Origin of the sequence: Thermogymnomonas acidicola (genome assembly GCF_014646795.1) — an archaeon.
Classification (GTDB): Archaea; Thermoplasmatota; Thermoplasmata; order Thermoplasmatales; family Thermoplasmataceae; genus Thermogymnomonas; species Thermogymnomonas acidicola.
The window spans coordinates 95,449-113,378 of record NZ_BMNY01000003.1; the positions used below are offsets into that span (position 1 = coordinate 95,449).

17 protein-coding genes and 1 tRNA gene are annotated in these 17,930 nt (G+C 56.9%); 9 read left to right on the forward strand and 9 right to left on the reverse strand.

Annotated elements, in window-relative coordinates:
* Positions 1-19: 19 nt before the first annotated feature.
* The gene (locus tag IEW66_RS07910; RefSeq protein WP_229657576.1) at positions 20-1,993 is read left to right on the forward strand and encodes a bifunctional aldolase/short-chain dehydrogenase; all 1,974 of its coding nucleotides are present in this window, start codon (positions 20-22) and stop codon (positions 1,991-1,993) included.
* On the opposite strand, the gene IEW66_RS07915 is transcribed toward IEW66_RS07910, so the two are convergent.
* Positions 1,986-2,951 carry an NAD(P)/FAD-dependent oxidoreductase gene (locus IEW66_RS07915; protein ID WP_188681696.1) on the reverse strand — a complete coding sequence of 322 codons (966 nt, stop codon included), beginning with the start codon at positions 2,949-2,951 and terminating at the stop codon, positions 1,986-1,988. The genes IEW66_RS07910 and IEW66_RS07915 overlap by 8 nt on opposite strands.
* 52 nt (positions 2,952-3,003) lie before the next feature.
* On the opposite strand from IEW66_RS07915, the gene IEW66_RS07920 reads away from it, so the two are divergent.
* On the forward strand, positions 3,004-3,783 hold the full coding sequence (locus IEW66_RS07920; RefSeq protein WP_188681697.1) for a pseudouridine synthase family protein: 780 nt from the start codon (positions 3,004-3,006) through the stop codon (positions 3,781-3,783).
* Entirely contained in the window at positions 3,780-4,976 is a 1,197-nt protein-coding gene (locus tag IEW66_RS07925) for an MFS transporter (protein ID WP_188681698.1), read from the forward strand. The genes IEW66_RS07920 and IEW66_RS07925 overlap by 4 nt, the downstream gene beginning before the upstream one ends.
* Positions 4,977-5,002: 26 nt before the next feature.
* Here IEW66_RS07925 and IEW66_RS07930 read toward each other — a convergent pair whose 3' ends face one another.
* Both IEW66_RS07930 and IEW66_RS07935 read right to left on the reverse strand, forming a co-directional pair.
* Positions 5,003-5,671, reverse strand: a complete 669-nt coding sequence (locus IEW66_RS07930) for a hypothetical protein (protein WP_188681699.1) — start codon at positions 5,669-5,671, stop codon at positions 5,003-5,005.
* A gap of 16 nt (positions 5,672-5,687) precedes the next feature.
* Entirely contained in the window at positions 5,688-6,344 is a 657-nt protein-coding gene (locus IEW66_RS07935; protein ID WP_188681700.1) for an alpha/beta fold hydrolase, read from the reverse strand.
* 68 nt (positions 6,345-6,412) lie between these two features.
* On the opposite strand from IEW66_RS07935, the gene IEW66_RS07940 reads away from it, so the two are divergent.
* A complete protein-coding gene (locus IEW66_RS07940) occupies positions 6,413-7,384 on the forward strand; it encodes an endonuclease V (protein WP_188681701.1) in 972 nt (323 codons plus the stop codon).
* A 50-nt stretch (positions 7,385-7,434) separates the two neighbouring features.
* Here the strand turns inward: IEW66_RS07940 and IEW66_RS07945 are convergent, their stop codons facing one another.
* Entirely contained in the window at positions 7,435-8,496 is a 1,062-nt protein-coding gene (locus IEW66_RS07945) for a radical SAM protein (RefSeq protein WP_188681702.1), read from the reverse strand.
* A gap of 99 nt (positions 8,497-8,595) precedes the next feature.
* Between IEW66_RS07945 and IEW66_RS07950 the strand changes: the two genes are divergently transcribed.
* From IEW66_RS07950 to IEW66_RS07970, 5 genes are all read left to right on the forward strand, one after another.
* Positions 8,596-8,680 (forward strand) — tRNA-Leu (locus IEW66_RS07950).
* A 512-nt stretch (positions 8,681-9,192) separates the two neighbouring features.
* Positions 9,193-9,852 (forward strand): hypothetical protein, encoded by a 660-nt coding sequence (locus IEW66_RS07955; RefSeq protein ID WP_188681703.1) that lies wholly within the window; start codon positions 9,193-9,195, stop codon positions 9,850-9,852.
* 89 nt (positions 9,853-9,941) lie between these two features.
* Positions 9,942-10,211 (forward strand): ATP-binding cassette domain-containing protein, encoded by a 270-nt coding sequence (locus IEW66_RS07960; RefSeq protein ID WP_162509804.1) that lies wholly within the window; start codon positions 9,942-9,944, stop codon positions 10,209-10,211.
* Between the two features lie 3 nt (positions 10,212-10,214).
* Positions 10,215-10,781, forward strand: a complete 567-nt coding sequence (locus IEW66_RS07965) for an ATP-binding cassette domain-containing protein (protein ID WP_194446417.1) — start codon at positions 10,215-10,217, stop codon at positions 10,779-10,781.
* Positions 10,756-11,448: a hypothetical protein gene (locus IEW66_RS07970; protein ID WP_188681705.1), complete on the forward strand. Its 693-nt coding sequence runs from the start codon at positions 10,756-10,758 to the stop codon at positions 11,446-11,448. The genes IEW66_RS07965 and IEW66_RS07970 overlap by 26 nt, the downstream gene beginning before the upstream one ends.
* A gap of 185 nt (positions 11,449-11,633) precedes the next feature.
* Here IEW66_RS07970 and IEW66_RS07975 read toward each other — a convergent pair whose 3' ends face one another.
* The 5 genes from IEW66_RS07975 to IEW66_RS07995 form a co-directional block, all read right to left on the reverse strand.
* The gene (locus tag IEW66_RS07975; RefSeq protein WP_188681706.1) at positions 11,634-12,182 is read right to left on the reverse strand and encodes an adenosylcobinamide amidohydrolase; all 549 of its coding nucleotides are present in this window, start codon (positions 12,180-12,182) and stop codon (positions 11,634-11,636) included.
* Positions 12,183-12,348: 166 nt separating this feature from the next.
* Positions 12,349-14,076, reverse strand: coding sequence for an APC family permease (locus IEW66_RS07980; protein ID WP_188681707.1), 1,728 nt, complete (start codon positions 14,074-14,076; stop codon positions 12,349-12,351).
* A 264-nt stretch (positions 14,077-14,340) separates the two neighbouring features.
* A complete protein-coding gene (locus tag IEW66_RS07985; protein ID WP_188681708.1) occupies positions 14,341-15,606 on the reverse strand; it encodes an MFS transporter in 1,266 nt (421 codons plus the stop codon).
* A 133-nt stretch (positions 15,607-15,739) separates the two neighbouring features.
* The gene (locus tag IEW66_RS07990) at positions 15,740-17,071 is read right to left on the reverse strand and encodes an MFS transporter (protein WP_188681709.1); all 1,332 of its coding nucleotides are present in this window, start codon (positions 17,069-17,071) and stop codon (positions 15,740-15,742) included.
* A 127-nt stretch (positions 17,072-17,198) separates the two neighbouring features.
* Positions 17,199-17,852, reverse strand: a complete 654-nt coding sequence (locus IEW66_RS07995) for an HAD family hydrolase (protein ID WP_188681710.1) — start codon at positions 17,850-17,852, stop codon at positions 17,199-17,201.
* Positions 17,853-17,930: the final 78 nt, after the last annotated feature.

Consider the following 17,930-nt stretch of genomic DNA (forward strand, 5'->3'; position numbering starts at 1 on the left):
GGCGGAGGGATACTGCGGCATGCAGTCAAAGTGGTCTCCCAGGCAGTTCAGGGACGAGATGGAAGCGAGGGTCTACACCTCCAGGCTCATAGGTTCTGATCCGGATCTCGTGCTGCACGGGGGCGGCAACACATCCCTGAAGAGGTATGAGGTCGACCACGCTGGCAGGGAGGTCTATGTGCTCAGGGTGAAGGGGAGCGGTTCCGACCTGGCGTCCATAGAAGAGAGTGGCTTCACAGGCCTCAGGATGGAAGACCTCCTCCTTGCCAGGAAGAGGGAATCGATGACCGATGAGGAGATGATGGACTACCTGAGGAAGAGCATGCTCGATCCCTCTGAGCCGTCCCCGTCTGTGGAGACGTTCCTCCATGCCTTCATACCGCACAGGTTCGTAGACCACTCCCACGCCGACGCGATACTGTCAATAACGAACACGAACCTCAGCGAAAGGGATGTGGAGGGCATATTCAGTAACGTCCTAGTGGTTCCTTACATACCGCCGGGCTTCAGGCTCGCCAGGGCCCTGCTGCCACTGGTCGAGAACATGTCGAGTTCCGTCAGGGGCATCATACTCTCCAGGCATGGCCTCTTCACCTTCGGCTCCACTGCGGAGGAGAGCTACAGGAGGCACATTGAGATTGTGGACGAGGCGGAGAAGTACCTGGAGGAAAGGGTGGGCAAAGACCCCCTCGAAGTAGTGCACGGGGAGGCTGACCCGCAGCCGTTCCTGGCAGCACTACCCACCCTGAGGGGCTCCCTTTCCAGGTCCAGCAAGAAGGTCCTGTTCGTTGACAGGTCGGAAGAGGCGGTGAGGATCTCAAGGAGCAGGCAGGCAGAGGCCTTCGAGCACTCGGGCCCGGCGACCCCGGACATGCTCATAAGGACCAAGTACGACTACCTGTACATCAGGGATCCCGGTGAGATCCCGGGCTCGGTGGATGCATTCGCCTCCAGGTACAGGGAGGAGTGGCAGAGGTACGTGAAGGGGTATCCCATGCACGATCCGTACCCGACTGCCATTGTTGTGCGCGGGTTCGGCATAATCACCGCAGGTACGAGCCTGAAGGAGGCCAGGATAGTGAGGGACCAGGTGGTGCACAGCATACTGGTGAACTCGAGGGCAGAGAAGCTGGCGGGGCACAGGTTCATCAGCAGGGAGGAGGCGTACGCCATGGAGTACTGGCCCCTGGAGGAGGCAAAGCTCAGGAAGTACAGGCCGAAGATGCTCCAGGGATCGGTTGCGTTAGTCACAGGTGCCGCCAGTGGCATTGGCCTTGAGGCCGCCAGGAAGCTAGCCGGGGCGGGTGCCCTTGTGGTGGCCTGCGACCTGGACAGCAGCATTGACGATGTGGCCAGGAATCTTTCGGCTGAGACACAGGGCTATGTGGTGCCCTACAGGGTCGACCTCTCGAAGCCCCAGGAGATAGAGGAGATGTTCAGGTTCATCGTTTCGAACTACGGGGGCATAGACGCGGTGTTCAACAACGCTGGCATACTGAAGAGCGCACCCATAGATGAGATAACGGTGGAGGACATGGACAGGCACTACCAGGTCAACGCCAGGGCCATGTTCCTAGTTGCAAGGGAGGCCTTCAAGGTCATGAAGCAGCAGGGCATTGGCGGTAACATAGTGTTCAACATAACCAAGAACCTCACACACCCGGGCCCAGGTATGGCGGCATACGGCTCAACAAAGGCCTTCGCGGCCCACATATGCCACTATGTGGCCAGGGAAGGCGGCAGGTACGGCATCAGGGCCAACATAATAAACCCGGACAAGGTCTTCAGGGGCTCGAAGATCTGGGAGAACGGCGTGTTAGAGGCCAGGGCAAAGGCCAAGGGCCAGACCGTGGAGGAGTACAAGACGCAGAACCTGCTCCACAGGGAGGTGCTCCCAGAGCATGTGGCGAACGTCCTCCTCGCCCTCCTGGACGAGAGTACCTTCGGGGTCACCACAGACGCGATGATACCGGTGGACGGCGGGGTCATGTGAGTGCGAGGGAGAGGAGCATGCGGAGTGCACTCACCCCTATGCCAAAGTGCACCAGGTCTTCCTTTGCTGCCCTGAGGTAGAGGACGTCCCTCACACTCGGTTTCGATGCAAAGTCCCGCTGCAGCCTGCTCAGCTTAACGTACCTCAAGAAGTGCCCCTCTACCCTTTTCCTGTAAGCCATGAGGGCCTCATCCCCATCGTACCTCTTCAGGCACTGCACCAGGATCTCGGCGCTCTCCAGTGCGGGCAGTATGCCCTCGCCGGTGATGGGTGAAACGAGCCCTGCGGCCTCGCCAACTGCCACTATGGTGCCGCTCACAATCTCCCTGAAGAGCGGCCTGAGCCTGATCGCCCTGCCAACCTTTCTCATGACATGGCCACTGAAAGTGGAGAGGGACTGCCTCAGCAAAACAGGGTCTGAGGTGCCCGAGCCCACATGGAAGTGCCTGCCCAGCGGGAACGACCAGAGGTAGCCCGATGCACGGGGGAAGTAGTGGAAGAGGAAGGCATCCGAGAGGCCGCTGTCCGCCAGGTACTCAAGGGTCTGCATGCGGAAGTCGTCCCTGGCATGGCCGATGATGGACCGTGAGATGCCTGTGGCGTCCACCGTGACCTCGTCCCCAGCCTTAGCCCTCTCCCTGTGCACCCTCAGGCCCTCCACCAGGTCCCTCTCGAAGCTGTTCTTCTCTATGGTGCTAAGGCCCACGTTCCTGAACTCCATCGAGAGGCCGGAGGAGTTCTCCATGACAACCCTCCGGCCAGATGAAAGCAGGTAGTTGTCAGGCTCTAGCCCGGCCATACGGCAGTAGTCCCTGAAGAGGTTGAAATTAACGGCGTAACCGCAGGGTATGTAGTATCCCGGCGGCTTGGGGTCGTATCCCTCAGCACTGAACCCCTCCATGTGGAGGCGCCTGAGGAGGTAAGAACCTGCCACACCAAGCCCGGCTACAGTTATCACGCTTGGAGTTAAGCGCAACTGGCTTTTTATCCTATCTCCAGATCCCGGTCAGGTGGACATCCCCAACTACCTCATCAAGTTCGCCTACGACGCTTCGGGATACACCGGCTTCCAGAGGGGTAACGGGGATAGGAGCATTGAGGGGACAATAGAGAAGCACCTGGCCGAGCTGGGAGTGTTCCAGAGGATCAGGAGTGCGGCCAGGACCGACAGGCTCGTCTCTGCACTGGGGAACGCCTTCACAGTATCGAGCGAAAGGGACCCGGAGGACATCCTCTCTTACCTGAACGCTTCGATAGAGGACATGCTCTTCTATGCCTACGCCCGGGTGGCCGAGGGCTTCAACCCAAGGCACTGCAAAATGAAGCAGTACAGGTACCACATCACAGGAAATAATATTAATGCGGAGAGGCTGGAGAGGATACTGTCTATGTTCCAGGGCACCCATGACTTCCGGAACTTTGCCAAGGCTGACCGCCGGAACACAGTGAGGAGGATCGACAGGATAGAGGTCATGAGCGATGGAGACACTGTCACTGTGGACTTCTATGCCCAGAGCTTCATATGGCACCAGATAAGGTCAATAATGGGCTTCGCTCTGCATTACGTCGAAAGCGAAGAAGTGCCGGAACCGTTCAGCCTCCAGGGCAGGAACCGCTTCCTGGCTGAGCCTGAATACCTTGTCCTGGTGGACATAGAGTACGAGGGTGTGCAGTTCAGGCACACCGTGAAGCGCTCCAAGCTCGAGGGCGCACTGGAGAGTTACAGGAAGCACAGCGTGAGGGCCTCGCTGTGGAAGGGCATGGCTGACAGGGCGGTCGGTGGGCAATGAGGGCGTCCCTCAGGGCCGCGGCCATCCACACCGCAAGGGCAGTGTACGCTCTTAACTGGTTCGATATATCTCCTGCACTCATTTACATATCCAGGCAGCTGGACCTGAGCATACCGCAGCTTGGCCTTATGACAACGGGCTTCTACATTGGCCTTGCGACCTTCCAGCTCCTGGGCGGTATCCTGGCATCCAGGCTGGGGAACAGGCTCACTGCCACCCTGGGCATAAGCATACTTGGCCTGGCATCAATAGTCACGGGCCTATCGCAGGACCTCCCCGAACTCTTCGCATCCAGGTTCTTTGCGGGCATGGGCTCTGCATTCTTCTTCTCCCCGGCACTGGGCTCGCTCTCTGAGATAGTCCCCAGAGACAGGTACACTGTTCATGTGGGGATTTACAACGGGGCCTTCAACATCGGTGCTGGCACCGGGGTACTGGGCTGGGCATACCTGGACAGGATCATGAGCTGGAGGATCACAATGTCCCTGGGCGGAGCGCTGGCACTGGCACTGGGGGCGGTGAGCTATGTGGCCCTCATGGGCGTCAGTGAGCACAGGTCAGTTGGAAGGGCGCTCTCGTCGAACCTGAAGAGGGTGGTGGCCTCAAGGTACCTTTGGATAGTGCCTGTGGCCGGGATAGCCCCGATGGTGGCCGAGACGATCACGGGGCAGTTCATGGTGTACTACCTGGAGACCGGGCTGCACTCAGGAACCGCCACCGCAGGCACCGTGAGTTCACTCTTCCTCTTCCTGGGCTTCATAGGTGGCCTGGTGGGGGGCATGCAGTTCCAGAGGACCAGGAGGAAGATGGGCACATTCATAGCGGTACTTGTCCTGACCGGCGCGCTCCTCGTGGCTGTGGCCCTTCTAAGGAACATATACGCAGTGTCGCTCTCCCTGGTCGCCATGGGCATGCTCACCGTGGACGGCTTCTCCATCCTCTATGCAATAGCTGCTTTCTTCGTTCATGACAGGTCCATGGTCTCATTCTCTCTGGCCTTCGTGAACTTCATGCAGCAGGTCCTGAGCATTGCCTTCCCCTTCGCGTTCACATACGTGGATGCCCTGTCCGGCTACACACCGGCATGGCTCTCCATGGCGGCCATATCCTTTGCGGCCCTGCCTCTCCTTGCCCTGGTGGGGAAGGGTGAGCTCAGGCGCCTGGGCCAGTGGAGGCGGGCGGAGGGAGGATAGGGTGATACCAACGGCACCCCGGTCGTTCAGTGGCCGGCCGCGCTCTCCTTCCCGATCCCGTGGTTGCCGTACGCATAGACCGCAACAAGGAAGATGGCGAACGCAGGGAGGAGGAAGAGGTCGCTGGTGGGCCTGAAGCTCTCCGTGTACCAGAAGGCGGAGAAGGAGAGAAGGAGAGCAGAAACCACGGACTTCATGGCGGCCTGCTTCATTTTCCTGACCTGGGACTTTAGGATGTAGGCACCGACCAGCGTGGCAGCCACCCCAGCAAGCATGCCGTAAAGTGTTGACACGATGCCCTGGGGTGCCAGCGCAACAAGGACTATCGCAGCCTCGAACGCCTCCACCAGGCCCACCGAATATGATGCGGCCCACAGGCCCGCTGTCTTCTCCTCATCCTTCTGCGGGAAACCCTTTCTCTGGTATATGATTGACCTCCTTGCACTCCTGGCGAGCCTTATGCCGAAGTAGAGGAGGAGGGTTGCGGAGAACAGGCGCACGTAGAGCAGTGGCAGCCTCGATATGTAGGAGCCGATGAGGAACGTGGGCACCATGACTGTGATTACACCGAGCGCCGTGCCCGCATAGGGCCTTTTATCCCCAGATTCCGAGGACATGATCACGGATACCGCGGCGGCCTCAGACATTTCCAGCACCGTTATCCCGAGGGCGCCCAGGAATATGGCGGTGTCCATACCTATCCCTGCTGTTTCACTCTGTGGTGGGCTTCTGCCTGCTGACCAGGGTGGAGTAGAAGCCCTTCAGCACCTCCGCGAACCTCTCAGGTGCGTCCAGGTATGAGGGGTGTCCTGCACCCTGGATGACCTCAAGTTTGCAGCCCTTTATCCTCCTGCTGTATGCCACACCGTCCTGCAGTGGGACAACGCTGTCCGCGGACCCCCATATGAGGAGTACGGGACACTGTATGCGTTCCATCTCCCTTTCCCTGTCCTTGACCCATGCAGGCGCGGCCGCAACCACGGACAAGACCTCATGGGGATGCATGAGCGCGGTGAGAAGGGCCATGCCACCCCCCATGGACGCACCTAGCAGGTGGTACCTTTCAAGGCCTAGAGCGTCTGAGAACTCCTCAATGAAGGCCCCGGACGCTTTCAGGTCTCCCCGCTCTACCTTGAACTCCTGGATTTCCTCAGATTCTCCGAAGCCCGGGTAGTCAGGCGCCACAGCCCCCAGGCCCACAGAGTTCAGGGCGGAGAAGACACCGGAACCATCCCATATGGCGGAGTTGAAGGAATACCCGTGAAGCAGCACCACTATTCCCCTATTGGCTGCCGGCTGCGAGGCCCTGTAGACGACCTTCCTGCCGTGAAGCCTGATCTCCTTCTTCTCTACAACTGTTCCTGACATCCCTGACAGTATGCTTTCATGGTTTATCCTTTTCCTCACCCTTATATCGTGCCCTGTCATCCATAGCAGTGGACCTTTACTCCGTCTTCTATGACCTCGTCTCACAGGTGCCCAGGGGCATGGTGACGACTTACGGTGCCCTGGCAGAGGCACTGGGGGACATGGCGGCTGCGAGGGCAGTAGGGTACATGCTCTCTGTCAACCCCGACCCTGAGAATGTGCCGTGCTACAGGGTTGTGCACTCCGACGGCAAGGTTGGCAAATACACGCACCCGCTCGGCACGCAGGAGAAGGTGAGGAGGCTTGAAAACGATGGCATAAGGGTGGAGGGGGAGAGGATAGTCGGGTTCGAGAATGTCCTCTTCACTGACTTCCATACAGACCACCCGCTCCGGAGGCTCAGGGAGGAGCAGAAAAGGAAAAGGGCCATGCTCTCCCTTGAAACAGATATAACCGGGAACGACGTGGCCGCTGTGGACGTCTCATACCACGGGGATGAGGCGTTCGCCGCAGCGGTTGTCCAGAGGGGCAGCGAGGTGCATGTGAGGACAGCGGTGGCTAGGGTGCGTTTTCCCTACATACCCGGCTACCTCTTCTACCGCGAGTTCCCGGCCATCAGGGAGGTCGTAAGGGATATCGACGGCGTCCTCCTGATAGACGGGAACGGTGTGCTCCACCCCTCCGGGTTCGGCTTCGCAAGCCAGGCAGGGGTAGAACTAGGTATACCGACAATTGGTGTGGCCAAGTCCCTCCTCATGGGCCAGGTGGAGGGCCAGAACGTGATTGTGGGTGGGAGGCCAGTGGCCAGGGTCCTGGGCAGGCACTGCATAGTGAGCCCTGGCCACAGGGTATCACTGGAGGACGCTGTTGGTATAGTGAGATTACTTCCGAACAGGCACCTCTACCCCATGCTCCTCACCATGGCGCACAGGGAAGCGAACTCCCTTAGGCTTTCTGAACTTGCCCATGGCGGAGGAGAGCGCCATCTTCGTGAGGGCAAGGAGCAGGGAGAGCAGGAGGGCCAGGGGAACGCGCACTGACTGTTTTCCCAGAGCAGGGTCAGGGGAAACCTGCAGGGAGCAGTCGGTCTTCACAGCACCACCGGGCAGAGGGGGTCTTCGCCGAAATAGTCTCCGGTCTCAGTGAGCGCCCTTGCCCTTGACCCGCCGCAGAGATACCTGAAGCGGCAGGACGCACACCTACCCCTGAGGTGGGACGAAACCTCGGGCGGCAGGTACATTTCCGACCTGCTTACCACGGTGCCGAGGTCCTCTTCCATGACACTGCCTAGCCTGACCCTGGCGAGGCCTGAAGGGTAAACATCGCCGCTGTGTGATATGAAGAGCGTCCCACCATGCGGGTGTGTGCCCACCTGCCCTGGGCTGGGGCCAATCTCTATGCCAAGTGCAGCCGACGTCTCACGGAGGTGGCGATAGGTCTTCCCTGCCATCCGCCTGAATGCATCCCTGTTCGCCTTGACAGCCCTGTAGAGAGGGCCCTCCACGGTTCTGACCAGGGGTCTCCCAACCTCCGAGAGCCACAGCACTGTGTCCAGGTACTCTTCCATGCTTATCTGCGGGACACCTGTGCCCCTACCTGTCCTGATGAGGAAGAAGACCTCCCACACGTCCACGCCTTTCTCCCTTAGGACCTGTAGAACGAGGGGCAGTTCTGCCACGTTGCCCCCATGGACGACCGTGTTCACCTGGACCCTCATACCTGCATCCTTTGCAAGTTCGATATACCTGAGGGTGGAAGTGAAGCTCCCCTTCATGTTCCGGAGCCAGTCGTGGGTTGCGGGCCTGCCGCCATCGAGGCTCAGGGAGAGTGACGAAACGCCCAGGGAAACGAGCGTGTTCAGGGCCGGTTCAAGAAGCCGGGATGCCGGGGGGCTCACGGCAACCCTCAGCCCCTCGTGCCTGCAGGCACCTATGACGCTTTCGAACGAGTCTGCCATTAGGAAGTTGCCTCCCGTGATGACAACGGCCATGCCTGTGCCGAATGTTCTCCTTATGTCCCTGGCCAGCCACTCGAACTTCTCGTGCCCCATGGTATCTGGAGACGGACTCAGGGTGGCGGAGGCCCTGCAGTGCCTGCAGGAGTAGTCGCAGGCATCGGTGAGTTCCAGGAAAATGACAGACGGGGAGAACACAGGACTGCATGGAGTGTACCAACTTCTAGCATTCCCCTAACATGTTAGGCACACCGCCGGAGTAATTCTTAATAAACTGTTAACTATTGCAGGACTGGAGCGGAGGTTGTCGAGCCAGGTTAAAGGCGATGGATTCAGGGTCCATTCCCGTAGGGGTTCGCCGGTTCAAATCCGGCCCTCCGCATGGTTCTTTGGTGTGTGGTATGTGAGTAACTGTAGCATCTCGCTACAGCATCCCGAAAGCGCGAAATACAGCCCCTCCTCACACACCGCATGCCTACATTTAATTGTGGAACCAGTAATTTCTGACCTTTCCACACCACCGCTTTAAAATGTTAGGTCAGAGGGAGCAGGCTTTCCAGTCTCTGACCCGCCCATTCCTGTTTCTCCGACCGGGTGTGCACTGCGCAGGGAAGAGTTCACAATGGGGCACTCCTCCTGAGGAGACGCGGAAATGTGACTGATACATCTTTGACCTGCACCAGTGCCTCCAGGTGAAGCGGGCCTGGAGAATCTCATCTTGGGGGGAGCGAGGCCTTGATCGGATGCTGTCTTTGGTGAACAAATTTAATAAAAAATCCTTCCTTCCTCTAGGTGAAGTTTATAAAAAGATTAACTTTTCTGGTTGTAGCACTTGTAATCATAGGGATAGTGATTAACCTAATCCCCGTATCAACATACACTTTCGGTACCTATATGCACAAGGAGTACAGAGATACCTTCTCTCCAGGCGTATCTCTGGAGTACTACGGTACCTTCGGGCTGGTGTTCGGGGGTAACAGCACACCTTACTCCTATGGAGTTACACTGAATGTGACGGTCATGGGGAAAGGTTACTACCATGTCGATTCCAAGCCGTACGAGATCCTATCCCCTCCAGGAGCAAAATCAGGCTTCAATGGCAACCTGCTTCCCGGTGTCCCGTTCTATGGACCCAGCATTGTGCAGGTCTCTGAATATTCAGGCAATCTTACTGCGGCCCAGTACCCCATTATCGGCCTACTCTTCCCGAGAGGAAACCAGGTGAACAGCACAATCACAAATTTCTCACTGTCCACCTCTCCACAGAATATGGCCCCAGGCGGTTACCTGGGATTTCCGGACTACTACTTCGGCAACGTGAGCTATTCGCTCCTCGAGATAAGCTATGTGCACTTCGGACACCAGATGGTCATTTCGTACCTCCTGGCCTCACTGGGCCCGCCCACGGTGAACTCGAGCATAAACCTCCTTGCGTCCGTGTTCCCGGACTTTGGCTTCAACAGTAGTGCCATGCAGAGGGCTGTCATGCTGATCCTGAACATCGGGTACGGAAATGCAGTCCCGGCACAGGACTGGCCCGGCTGGATACTATAAGGTTTCAACTTTGTATTCCCACTCACGTCATACTGCTGCTCTCCGTGGCTGTCCTTGGGATCTACATATACAGGAGGGTGGCCTGACCCTTGGCCTTCTCCGTCAGGGCCAGACGCCTGACGAAGTCATTCGACGGTAAAAGGAAGGCCCTTGACAGCCTGGACATCGATGTTACTGCAGAGCGACTCTGCTTCCTGGGCCACAACGGCAGCGGAAAGACCACCGCACTGTCCATAATAGCCGGCCTCCTGAGGCCAACCAGCGGGTCCCTGGAGATCAACGGCTTCGAGCCGTACAGGGAAAGGGAGAAGGCACTCAGGTCCTTTTCATTCATCTTTGAGAAGCCCAGGCTATCTTAAAGGATGAAGGTGAGGGAATTCGTGGATTTCACAAGGGGCATGAAAGATGTAGCCCCTGACCTGGATGAAGTCATGGGCATCCTAGGCCTCGAAGAGTTCTACGAGGAGAGCCTCTATGGCCTCTCGTCTGGCCAGGAACAGCTTGTTATGCTCCTGGCCGCACTCTCCCGGGACATGGGGCTCGTGATAGCTGACGAGGCCTTCACGCACATCGACATATCGAGGAGCGGAAGGATAATAAGCTACATGCAGCGTATAAAAAGGGACCTTATATTCTCAACGCATGTGCCTGAGGAAGCGGAGACACTGGCTGACTACATAGTGATACTCGACAGCGGGAGGACGGTATGGAGTGGCACGGTCACGGACCTCTTCGCATCGGACATATTCGAGGTCTACCTGAGCAGCGCAGAGAGTGTCCAGATGGAATGCCTCTTCAGGTACGGTGGCATATGCCTTGTCAGGTCAAGCCCTGAGTACCTTTCAGCCCTCATGAGTGAGGGCAAGATACTTGGCTTCAGGAAGTCGGGGGCGAGGAGGATATATGGTCAGTCTGGGCGCCTCAGTTAGGTGGTACCTGAAGGGCCTCTTCCCACCCCCGGTATACGTGCCCGTGGTGTCCCTGGCGGTGCTAGCACAGGCCTACGCACTGGCATACCTGAAGGATGCTGGGGAGTTCTCCGTGCCTTCGCAGATGCTACTCATCCCCTTCGTTGTGCTTATAGTGGGATCCCAACTGAGCCGGAACATGCTCACAACTGTCTTTGAGATATCTCTTCTGAGGAGCTGGAGGCGCACCGCCCTATCGAAGCTCGTGGCCCTCTGTACTGGCCTTATCCCCTTCACTGTGGCTGAGGCAATACTCCTCATAGCAACGAAAAACACCCCACTGTTTGTCCCTGTAGGAGCATCGATCATGGTGTGCGCCTCCTTCTCCATCCTGGCATTGCTATCCGGCTCACAGCTGACCGCGTTTGTGGTAAGCATGTTCTTAGTCCTGTTCGTGCCCATAGCCGCGGTGGTCCTGATAGAGAACTATGCCAGCCTTGGAATATCTTCTGGGGTGCCGATGGGCATGGTGCTCTACTCCCTCGCCCCACTGGCAAGCTTACAGTACCACAGGGTGGGTGCAGTGAGCGTTGGGCCCCTGGCAGGCCTCCTGACAGCATTCGCCCTTGCGGTGGTGATGCTTGCCGCTTACTTTTTCGCATTCCAGCGCCAGGAGTTCAAGCCCTAGGGCACAACAAAGGGACTGGACTGAATGCCACCTACCTCCTCTGGCGCATGGGTCGATGACCGCTACAGGGCCACCTGCACACCTCACCTCCCGGCCCCTCCTGCGGGAGAGTTTAGCATTGCCCGGGCGTCCGCATGGACGTGTATGCGTTTGGCCGCACACATGGGCTCAGTCCTGTGTCACCCTCATGGGCTCTTCCGTCCAGAGAGTTCGTGCGAGAGCAGTTCGTCGAGCAGTCCGATGACCGCACGCGCGACCGCCATGCCCACCTCTGTGGAAGGCCCCAGGAAGGTCTCTTCCCTCCCCTCCGATACGCCAACTGCCGTGGCATCGCTTGCGGTACCGGTTAGGCCGAAACGCATCAGGTATGAGCACTTTGCTTCCGTTACTGTCCTGACCATGTCCACCATGGCATTGAGCCTGGCCCTCATCCTCAGCATCACAGCAATGTTTACCGTCCTCCCCGCGTGTTCACCGCTCCTCCCTATGCCCGCGCTCATGAAGAGAAGGAAGTCCCCGAAGTCCCTCATACAGTACTTCCTCGCCGCGGTCATGAAGACCAGTGACCTGGAACAGTCGCACACGGACATTACATCCTCCAGTGGCGTCAAGCTGTCGTAGTCCTCATTCACAAGCGCCAGCACTATCCTGTCAACATTAGCCACTCCGTCCGGGTAGAGGGCGGAGGACAGCACGGTGTATGTCCGGTCCAGTGAGAAGTGCACGAGGTGCATGCTGGGAGAGCCACAGGCACCTTAAAATGTTCAGCCTCCGGAATACTGGGACATCCTCCAGACCACTGTCTGTCAAGGTAATCCCTCTCCCACCACCCTATATCTAAAACCTCTGGTCTTTGCGGCCAGGATAAAAATGTTGGTTTTTAAAGAACTGGGGGCGCCCTCAGTCGGCGCTCTCCGTCAGGCTGATGCCCCTTTCGATGGCAGCCTTTGTCTCCTCCTGTGGCACCGCTGAGTAGTAAGCCCAGAAGAACAGGCCTATGGCAACAACGATCTCTGCGACCCAGTCCCACGGCAGCTTCAGGTAGTTCCTCTGGTACTCGCCAACGTACAGGAGGACTATGTTGAACAGGAGCAGGACTATGACCCATGCGCCTGACTTTATGTCCCTGCTGAAGTTCTTGTCCTTTGCGTAACCGTATAGGAGGAAGCCAGCCAGGATTATGATGAGCAGTATGTACCCGCCATACGGGTCACTGCTCGATATCAGGCCACCTGCGCCCCAGTATATCATGAGGGCGGAAACGATGAAGGCCACCAGCGAGAGGGCGAATCCACCTGGAAGGACGAAGGGCCTCTTTAGGTCCTTGTGGGCCCTCCTGAATATGACCAGCGCCACGGGCCCGATTATGTATGAGAACACGCCTGTGGTGGTCACTATGGAGGTCAGGGCTGACCACGCACCGCCTACGCTCGATACTAGGTACCCGATTGCCGCTATGACCAGGAGCACTATGGTCACTATGAAAGTCGTTATTATGCCGACCACAGGCACCCTGTACTTGGGGTGGACCCTGAAGAATGAGCTCCCCAGGTAGCCCTCTTTGGCGGTCCCGTACATGACCCTTGAGGTGGACCCCATGTACTGGCTCAGCGTCCCCGTGGGGCTAACAACGCCGTCTATGACCAGGACTATGCCCAGGGCGCCCAGGCCGAGACCCACAGCCTCATAGAAGAACGGGAACGTGTACATGGGCAGGCTTGTGGTGAGGCCGGACCACTGGCCGACTCCAACGCCGGACGTACCGAAGGTACTGCTGTTCCAGGCGAAGCCGCCCAGGAATGCTACCTCGAGGAGCGTGTATATGGCTATGCCGGTCAGTGTGACACCGACAAGGGCCCTCCATATGTCCCTACCGGGCGATTTCGCCTCAGCGGCCATCTCCACAGGCTGCCTGAAGCCGAGGTAAGCGAATATAACGCCAGTCGTTGGCAGGGCTGTGAAGATCGGGCCGTATCCGAAAGGAGCGAAGGAAGGCGTTGACAGGTTCGCCGTGAAGCCGTGTGAGAAGCCCACAACCAGTATGGCTATGACCGCAGCGGGTGGCACAATCAGCTTCCATATCGTCATTGCAAAGTTTGTCTTTATCAGCCCGGTCAGGCCTATGTAGTTGACATAGAAGAAGGCCAGGGAGAACACTCCAGCGATCAGGACGCCGTATGCTGAAGGAAGGCCTGCGCTGTTCACGAGAACGAAGGTAGAGGTAGGTGCGTAGTATGAGATCGCTCCCTGGAGTATCTGTATCACTGCCACGGCCTCAACCGCGGGCACCGCTATGTAAGTCAGTATTGTGCTCCATGCTATTATGGAAGCTGCGATCCCCCCGTGGGTATAGTTGGCATACCTGGCAGCACCACCTGCAATCGGCACCGACGTGGATATCTCCGACCATGTCAGTGCGATGATCAGGATGAAGATACCGCCTATTATCCACGAGATTATGGACGCCGGTCCAGCCACGGAAGCGGTCTCGAAGCTCCCGAAGAGCCACCCGGAACCTATCACGGCAGTGAGGCCCGCAAAATAGAGGTCACGCAGCCTCATGCCCCTCTTCAGCTTGTTCTGCTCAAGTAACCTGTCCCTATCACTCGTTACGGAGGCATCTGTCAATCAGACAACACCCAAGGCAGCAATACGTAGTGTGAGTATTTAAGGATTTCCTTAAAAATTATTCATTAGCTTATACACTACGGTGGATCAAATGCATGTTGTGGCTATCATGCCTTGTCGGGAAAGCGGATGCTGGCATGTCAGCGCTGTTCAGGATAATTGATAACGCCTATCACGTTAAGGTGGTCATTGAATTTTGGTCTCTAAATTAAATAGAAATAGAGGAATATGGCTAGGCCCCCTGGAAATAAGCACGCTTTAGGCTCATCTATCGCTAGGGGACGAGAGAAACTTTGGCCTCTCCTCGATGTTGCTCCTCGTCACGCTCCTTGTGAACAGCACCACTATTAAGGCTATCAGTGTTGGTATGACAACGCTCACGGTAGAGGCGAGCCTGAAGTGGTTGCTGCCCAGGAGGGCACCGTACAGGGGGCCTCCAATTATCGTGCCGACGTTGAATATGAAGAACAGGAACCCTGTCACAGCACCTACTACCGTGTCGCTGACAGAGTCCTGGCCCAGGGCGACGAGGATGTCAACGTAAACACCCCAGCCGGCGCCAAAGATGAACGTGGAGGCTATGAGGCCGGAGTAGCTGGTTGTGAGAAGGAACATGCCAGCAGAACCGGCGGCTACCAGGGCGGATGTGAGTACCACCATGTACTTCCTCCCGACCCTGTCGGCCACGAAGCCGATGGGGAAGGCGCATATGAAGCCGCCAAGGCCCGCAGAAGAGGCAATGACGGCAGCTGAAGAGTGCGTGAAGTGGAGCCCGTTTATCAGGTAGTCTGAGAAGTAACCTATGTAGCCGGCAAAGAGGGCTATGCCGAAGAAGAATATGGATACAGAAAGGAGGACCACGTTCCTGTTGAATATCCCTCTGAACCCTGTGCCACTGGCCCTCTCTACCTTCTTGAATGTTGCTGGGATGAAGAGGTAGATCAGTGCAAGGATTATGACGGCAAGGACTCCAGAGATCTCGAAGGGCACCCTGAAGGCCGGGAGGAAGGGAGAGATTGTATACGGGCTGGTAAAGAGGCCCACTCCGAAAAACGTCGCCCACACTGAGACGGCTTTTCCCCTGGTCTCGAAGAAGAGGTCGCCAAGCAGTGAGACACCCGCGGGCTGGAACATGCCAACGCCTATCCCGACAACGAACCTGGAGGCGAAGAGTTCAGGCGTGTTGGTTACGAACCCGGTCGCGAACGTGGCAGCTGAAAAGACCGCAACGGAAATCAATATGGTGCTCTTCACAGAGAACCTGTCAAAGGCGAAGCCTCCCACAAGGCTGAAGACAGCAATGCCCACCGCATATCCAGTCACTATCAGCCCTATGGTGAGGAATGGTGGCCCCGTCAGGGATGGCACAATGTATGTGGACCCGAAGGAGTAGATCTCGCTGTCAAATGCCTCCAGGAAAGCTGGAAGGCCAGCAATTATCGAGATCAGGACAAACTTCCTCAGGCTCTCTCCTGCCGCCTGCCTGACCGTTTCAGCCCTCTGGAGGCCCAGAAGGACCCTGTTCTCCATGTCAGACCATATCACATATAATGTTAAAAAGTTTCACACTTTCCGGGAAGATACTCAAATAAAGTAAATGAAAGAGCGAGGACCTTAAAAAAAATATTCTAAATGGAACACAAATCCTAATGTGTAACTGGCATCACTTCACTCCCTGGTTGGTCTGTACGGTGGCAGCAGCAGGTCTGGTTAGCGGTACCCTCTTCGGTGGCCTCAGTATGACGCCGAGGATTCCAGCGCAGAAGGCCATTATTGAAGCTATCGTAAGCGGGATCAGGTCTACGAAGGGGTGTGTTCCTGGATACCTAAGGAGTATGAGGGAGAAGACGTAGCCTGCGAATATGCCTCCGAGGGCCTTGGCTGTGTAGGTGAAGCCGTAGTTTGCACCCGAGTTCCTTGTGCCGAAGTAGTCACCGACAGTTGGAGGGAAGAGTGCGAATAACGGTCCCCAGCCGAATGCTGCAAGCATGATGAGGACTATGTAGAGTGCACCGTACGGTGCCCCTGGAATGAGGGCAGCCCCCAGCATGGCGAAACCAGAGATAAAGAAGAACACCATCATGGACAGTGGCCTTCCAAGGTAATCCGACACTGTCCCGGAAATAAACCGACCGAAGCCGTTCGCGAAGGGGAATAGGAACACCGCCAGTACCGCCGCAAACGTGAAGCCCTTTGCCTCCCCTATCGGTATGAGGTGGCTAATCACGGCAAGCCCCTCACCCACGATCAGGAAGAAAGAGACGTAGATGACCGCCCACTGCCATGTCCTGGTCATCTGTCCCACGGTGAAGTCACCCGGGCCCTTCGGTACCCTCTTTCTGACCTTTTCCGCTGCGGGCTCATCGGGAGACCTGAACCCTGCTGGTGGGTATATGAAGAAGTAGCCCATTACCGGGATTATGATTATCTGCGCAATACCCAGGTAGAGGAAACCGTCCCTGAAGTTGGAAGTGACGGAGATGATGTACTTGATCAGTGGTGACAGTGCAAAGGAACCGCCTCCGAAGCCAAGGTCTATGAGGCCCACCATCATGCCCCTCTTCTTGCCCGTGTACCACCTGAGCGCTGAGCTGATAGAAGTTGCGTATATTATGCCCACACCTATGCTCCCGAAGCCGTAGGTCAGGTAGAGGACAGGGATGCTGGGCGCGAAGGCGCTGCCTATGTAGCCTATACCCGTTATCAGGCCCCCTAGTATGGATATCATCCTGGGCCCGTGCCTGTCAGAGTACCTGCCAAAGAGCCACATTGAGATGGCTTGCACAACCACATAGACAGAGAAGATCCCTCCTATGACCGCAGCGTTCGGTGTTGAGTAATGGAAGGCCTTCGCGATGCCTGGTGTGTAAAGAGTCCAGGAGTACTCATAGACGCTTACGAAGACCATGGCGAAGAGCGCGGCCACTACCCTAACCCATCTCCTCTTCACGAGCCTGTCGAGGTTAGTGTCCGCCTGAGCAACAGAACTGAGCATAAATTTAGATGCCTCTTGTATTATATAACTAATATTTTGTACCGGTACAATTTGAACACGTTCAAGTATATGTCTACAGAAACAAAGATCCTCAGAACATGGCGGTCTCAGGGATGTCCATTCCTCTTCAGGCCTGCATCAGTCTTTCGAATATCTCCACCAGCTCCGCGGGATCCCTTGCGGTGTAGTCTGGCCTGTACATGTACAGTTCATCCTCAATGCCAGCGCCCCACAGCGCTGCCACGGAGACAACGCCAGCCTCCCTAGCCGCTATTATGTCCCACGGCTGGTCACCGACCATGACTGCCTCCCCAGGTGTCACGGAAAGCCTTGAGAGTGCCAGGAGCACTGGCTCCGGATCCGGCTTATGATACCGCGTATCCTCCTGTGCCACTATGGTGCTGAAGTAGTCCAGGATACAGTTAATACAGAGGAGCCTCACGGCATCCTCCCTCTTTGATGCTGTTACAACGGCCAGCCTTGCCTTTCTAGAGATGTGCTTTAGGGCCTCCAGTACGCCCGGATATAGGGAGACAGCCCTGGAGTTCCTCCTGAAGAAGGCCCTGCTCAGGGCATAGACCTCATCACCCTTCTCACCGTACTTCTCCCTGAGGATTTCGCTCACCGGCCTCCCCGTGAGTTCCTTCACTTCTCCCCTGGTTATGTGCCTCCCGAACACCGTCTCGAACGCTATGTCATTCGATATCGCAGAGAGCCACTCGCTCTCGAGCAGTGTCCCATCCATATCGAAGAGGACAGCCCTGATCAGCCTACCACCCATTGCGAATGGCATCTGTGGGCATTATATTTCCCAGCAACTGGACTGTAGACAAGTTTTATCCAGGGTAACAATCGCCAC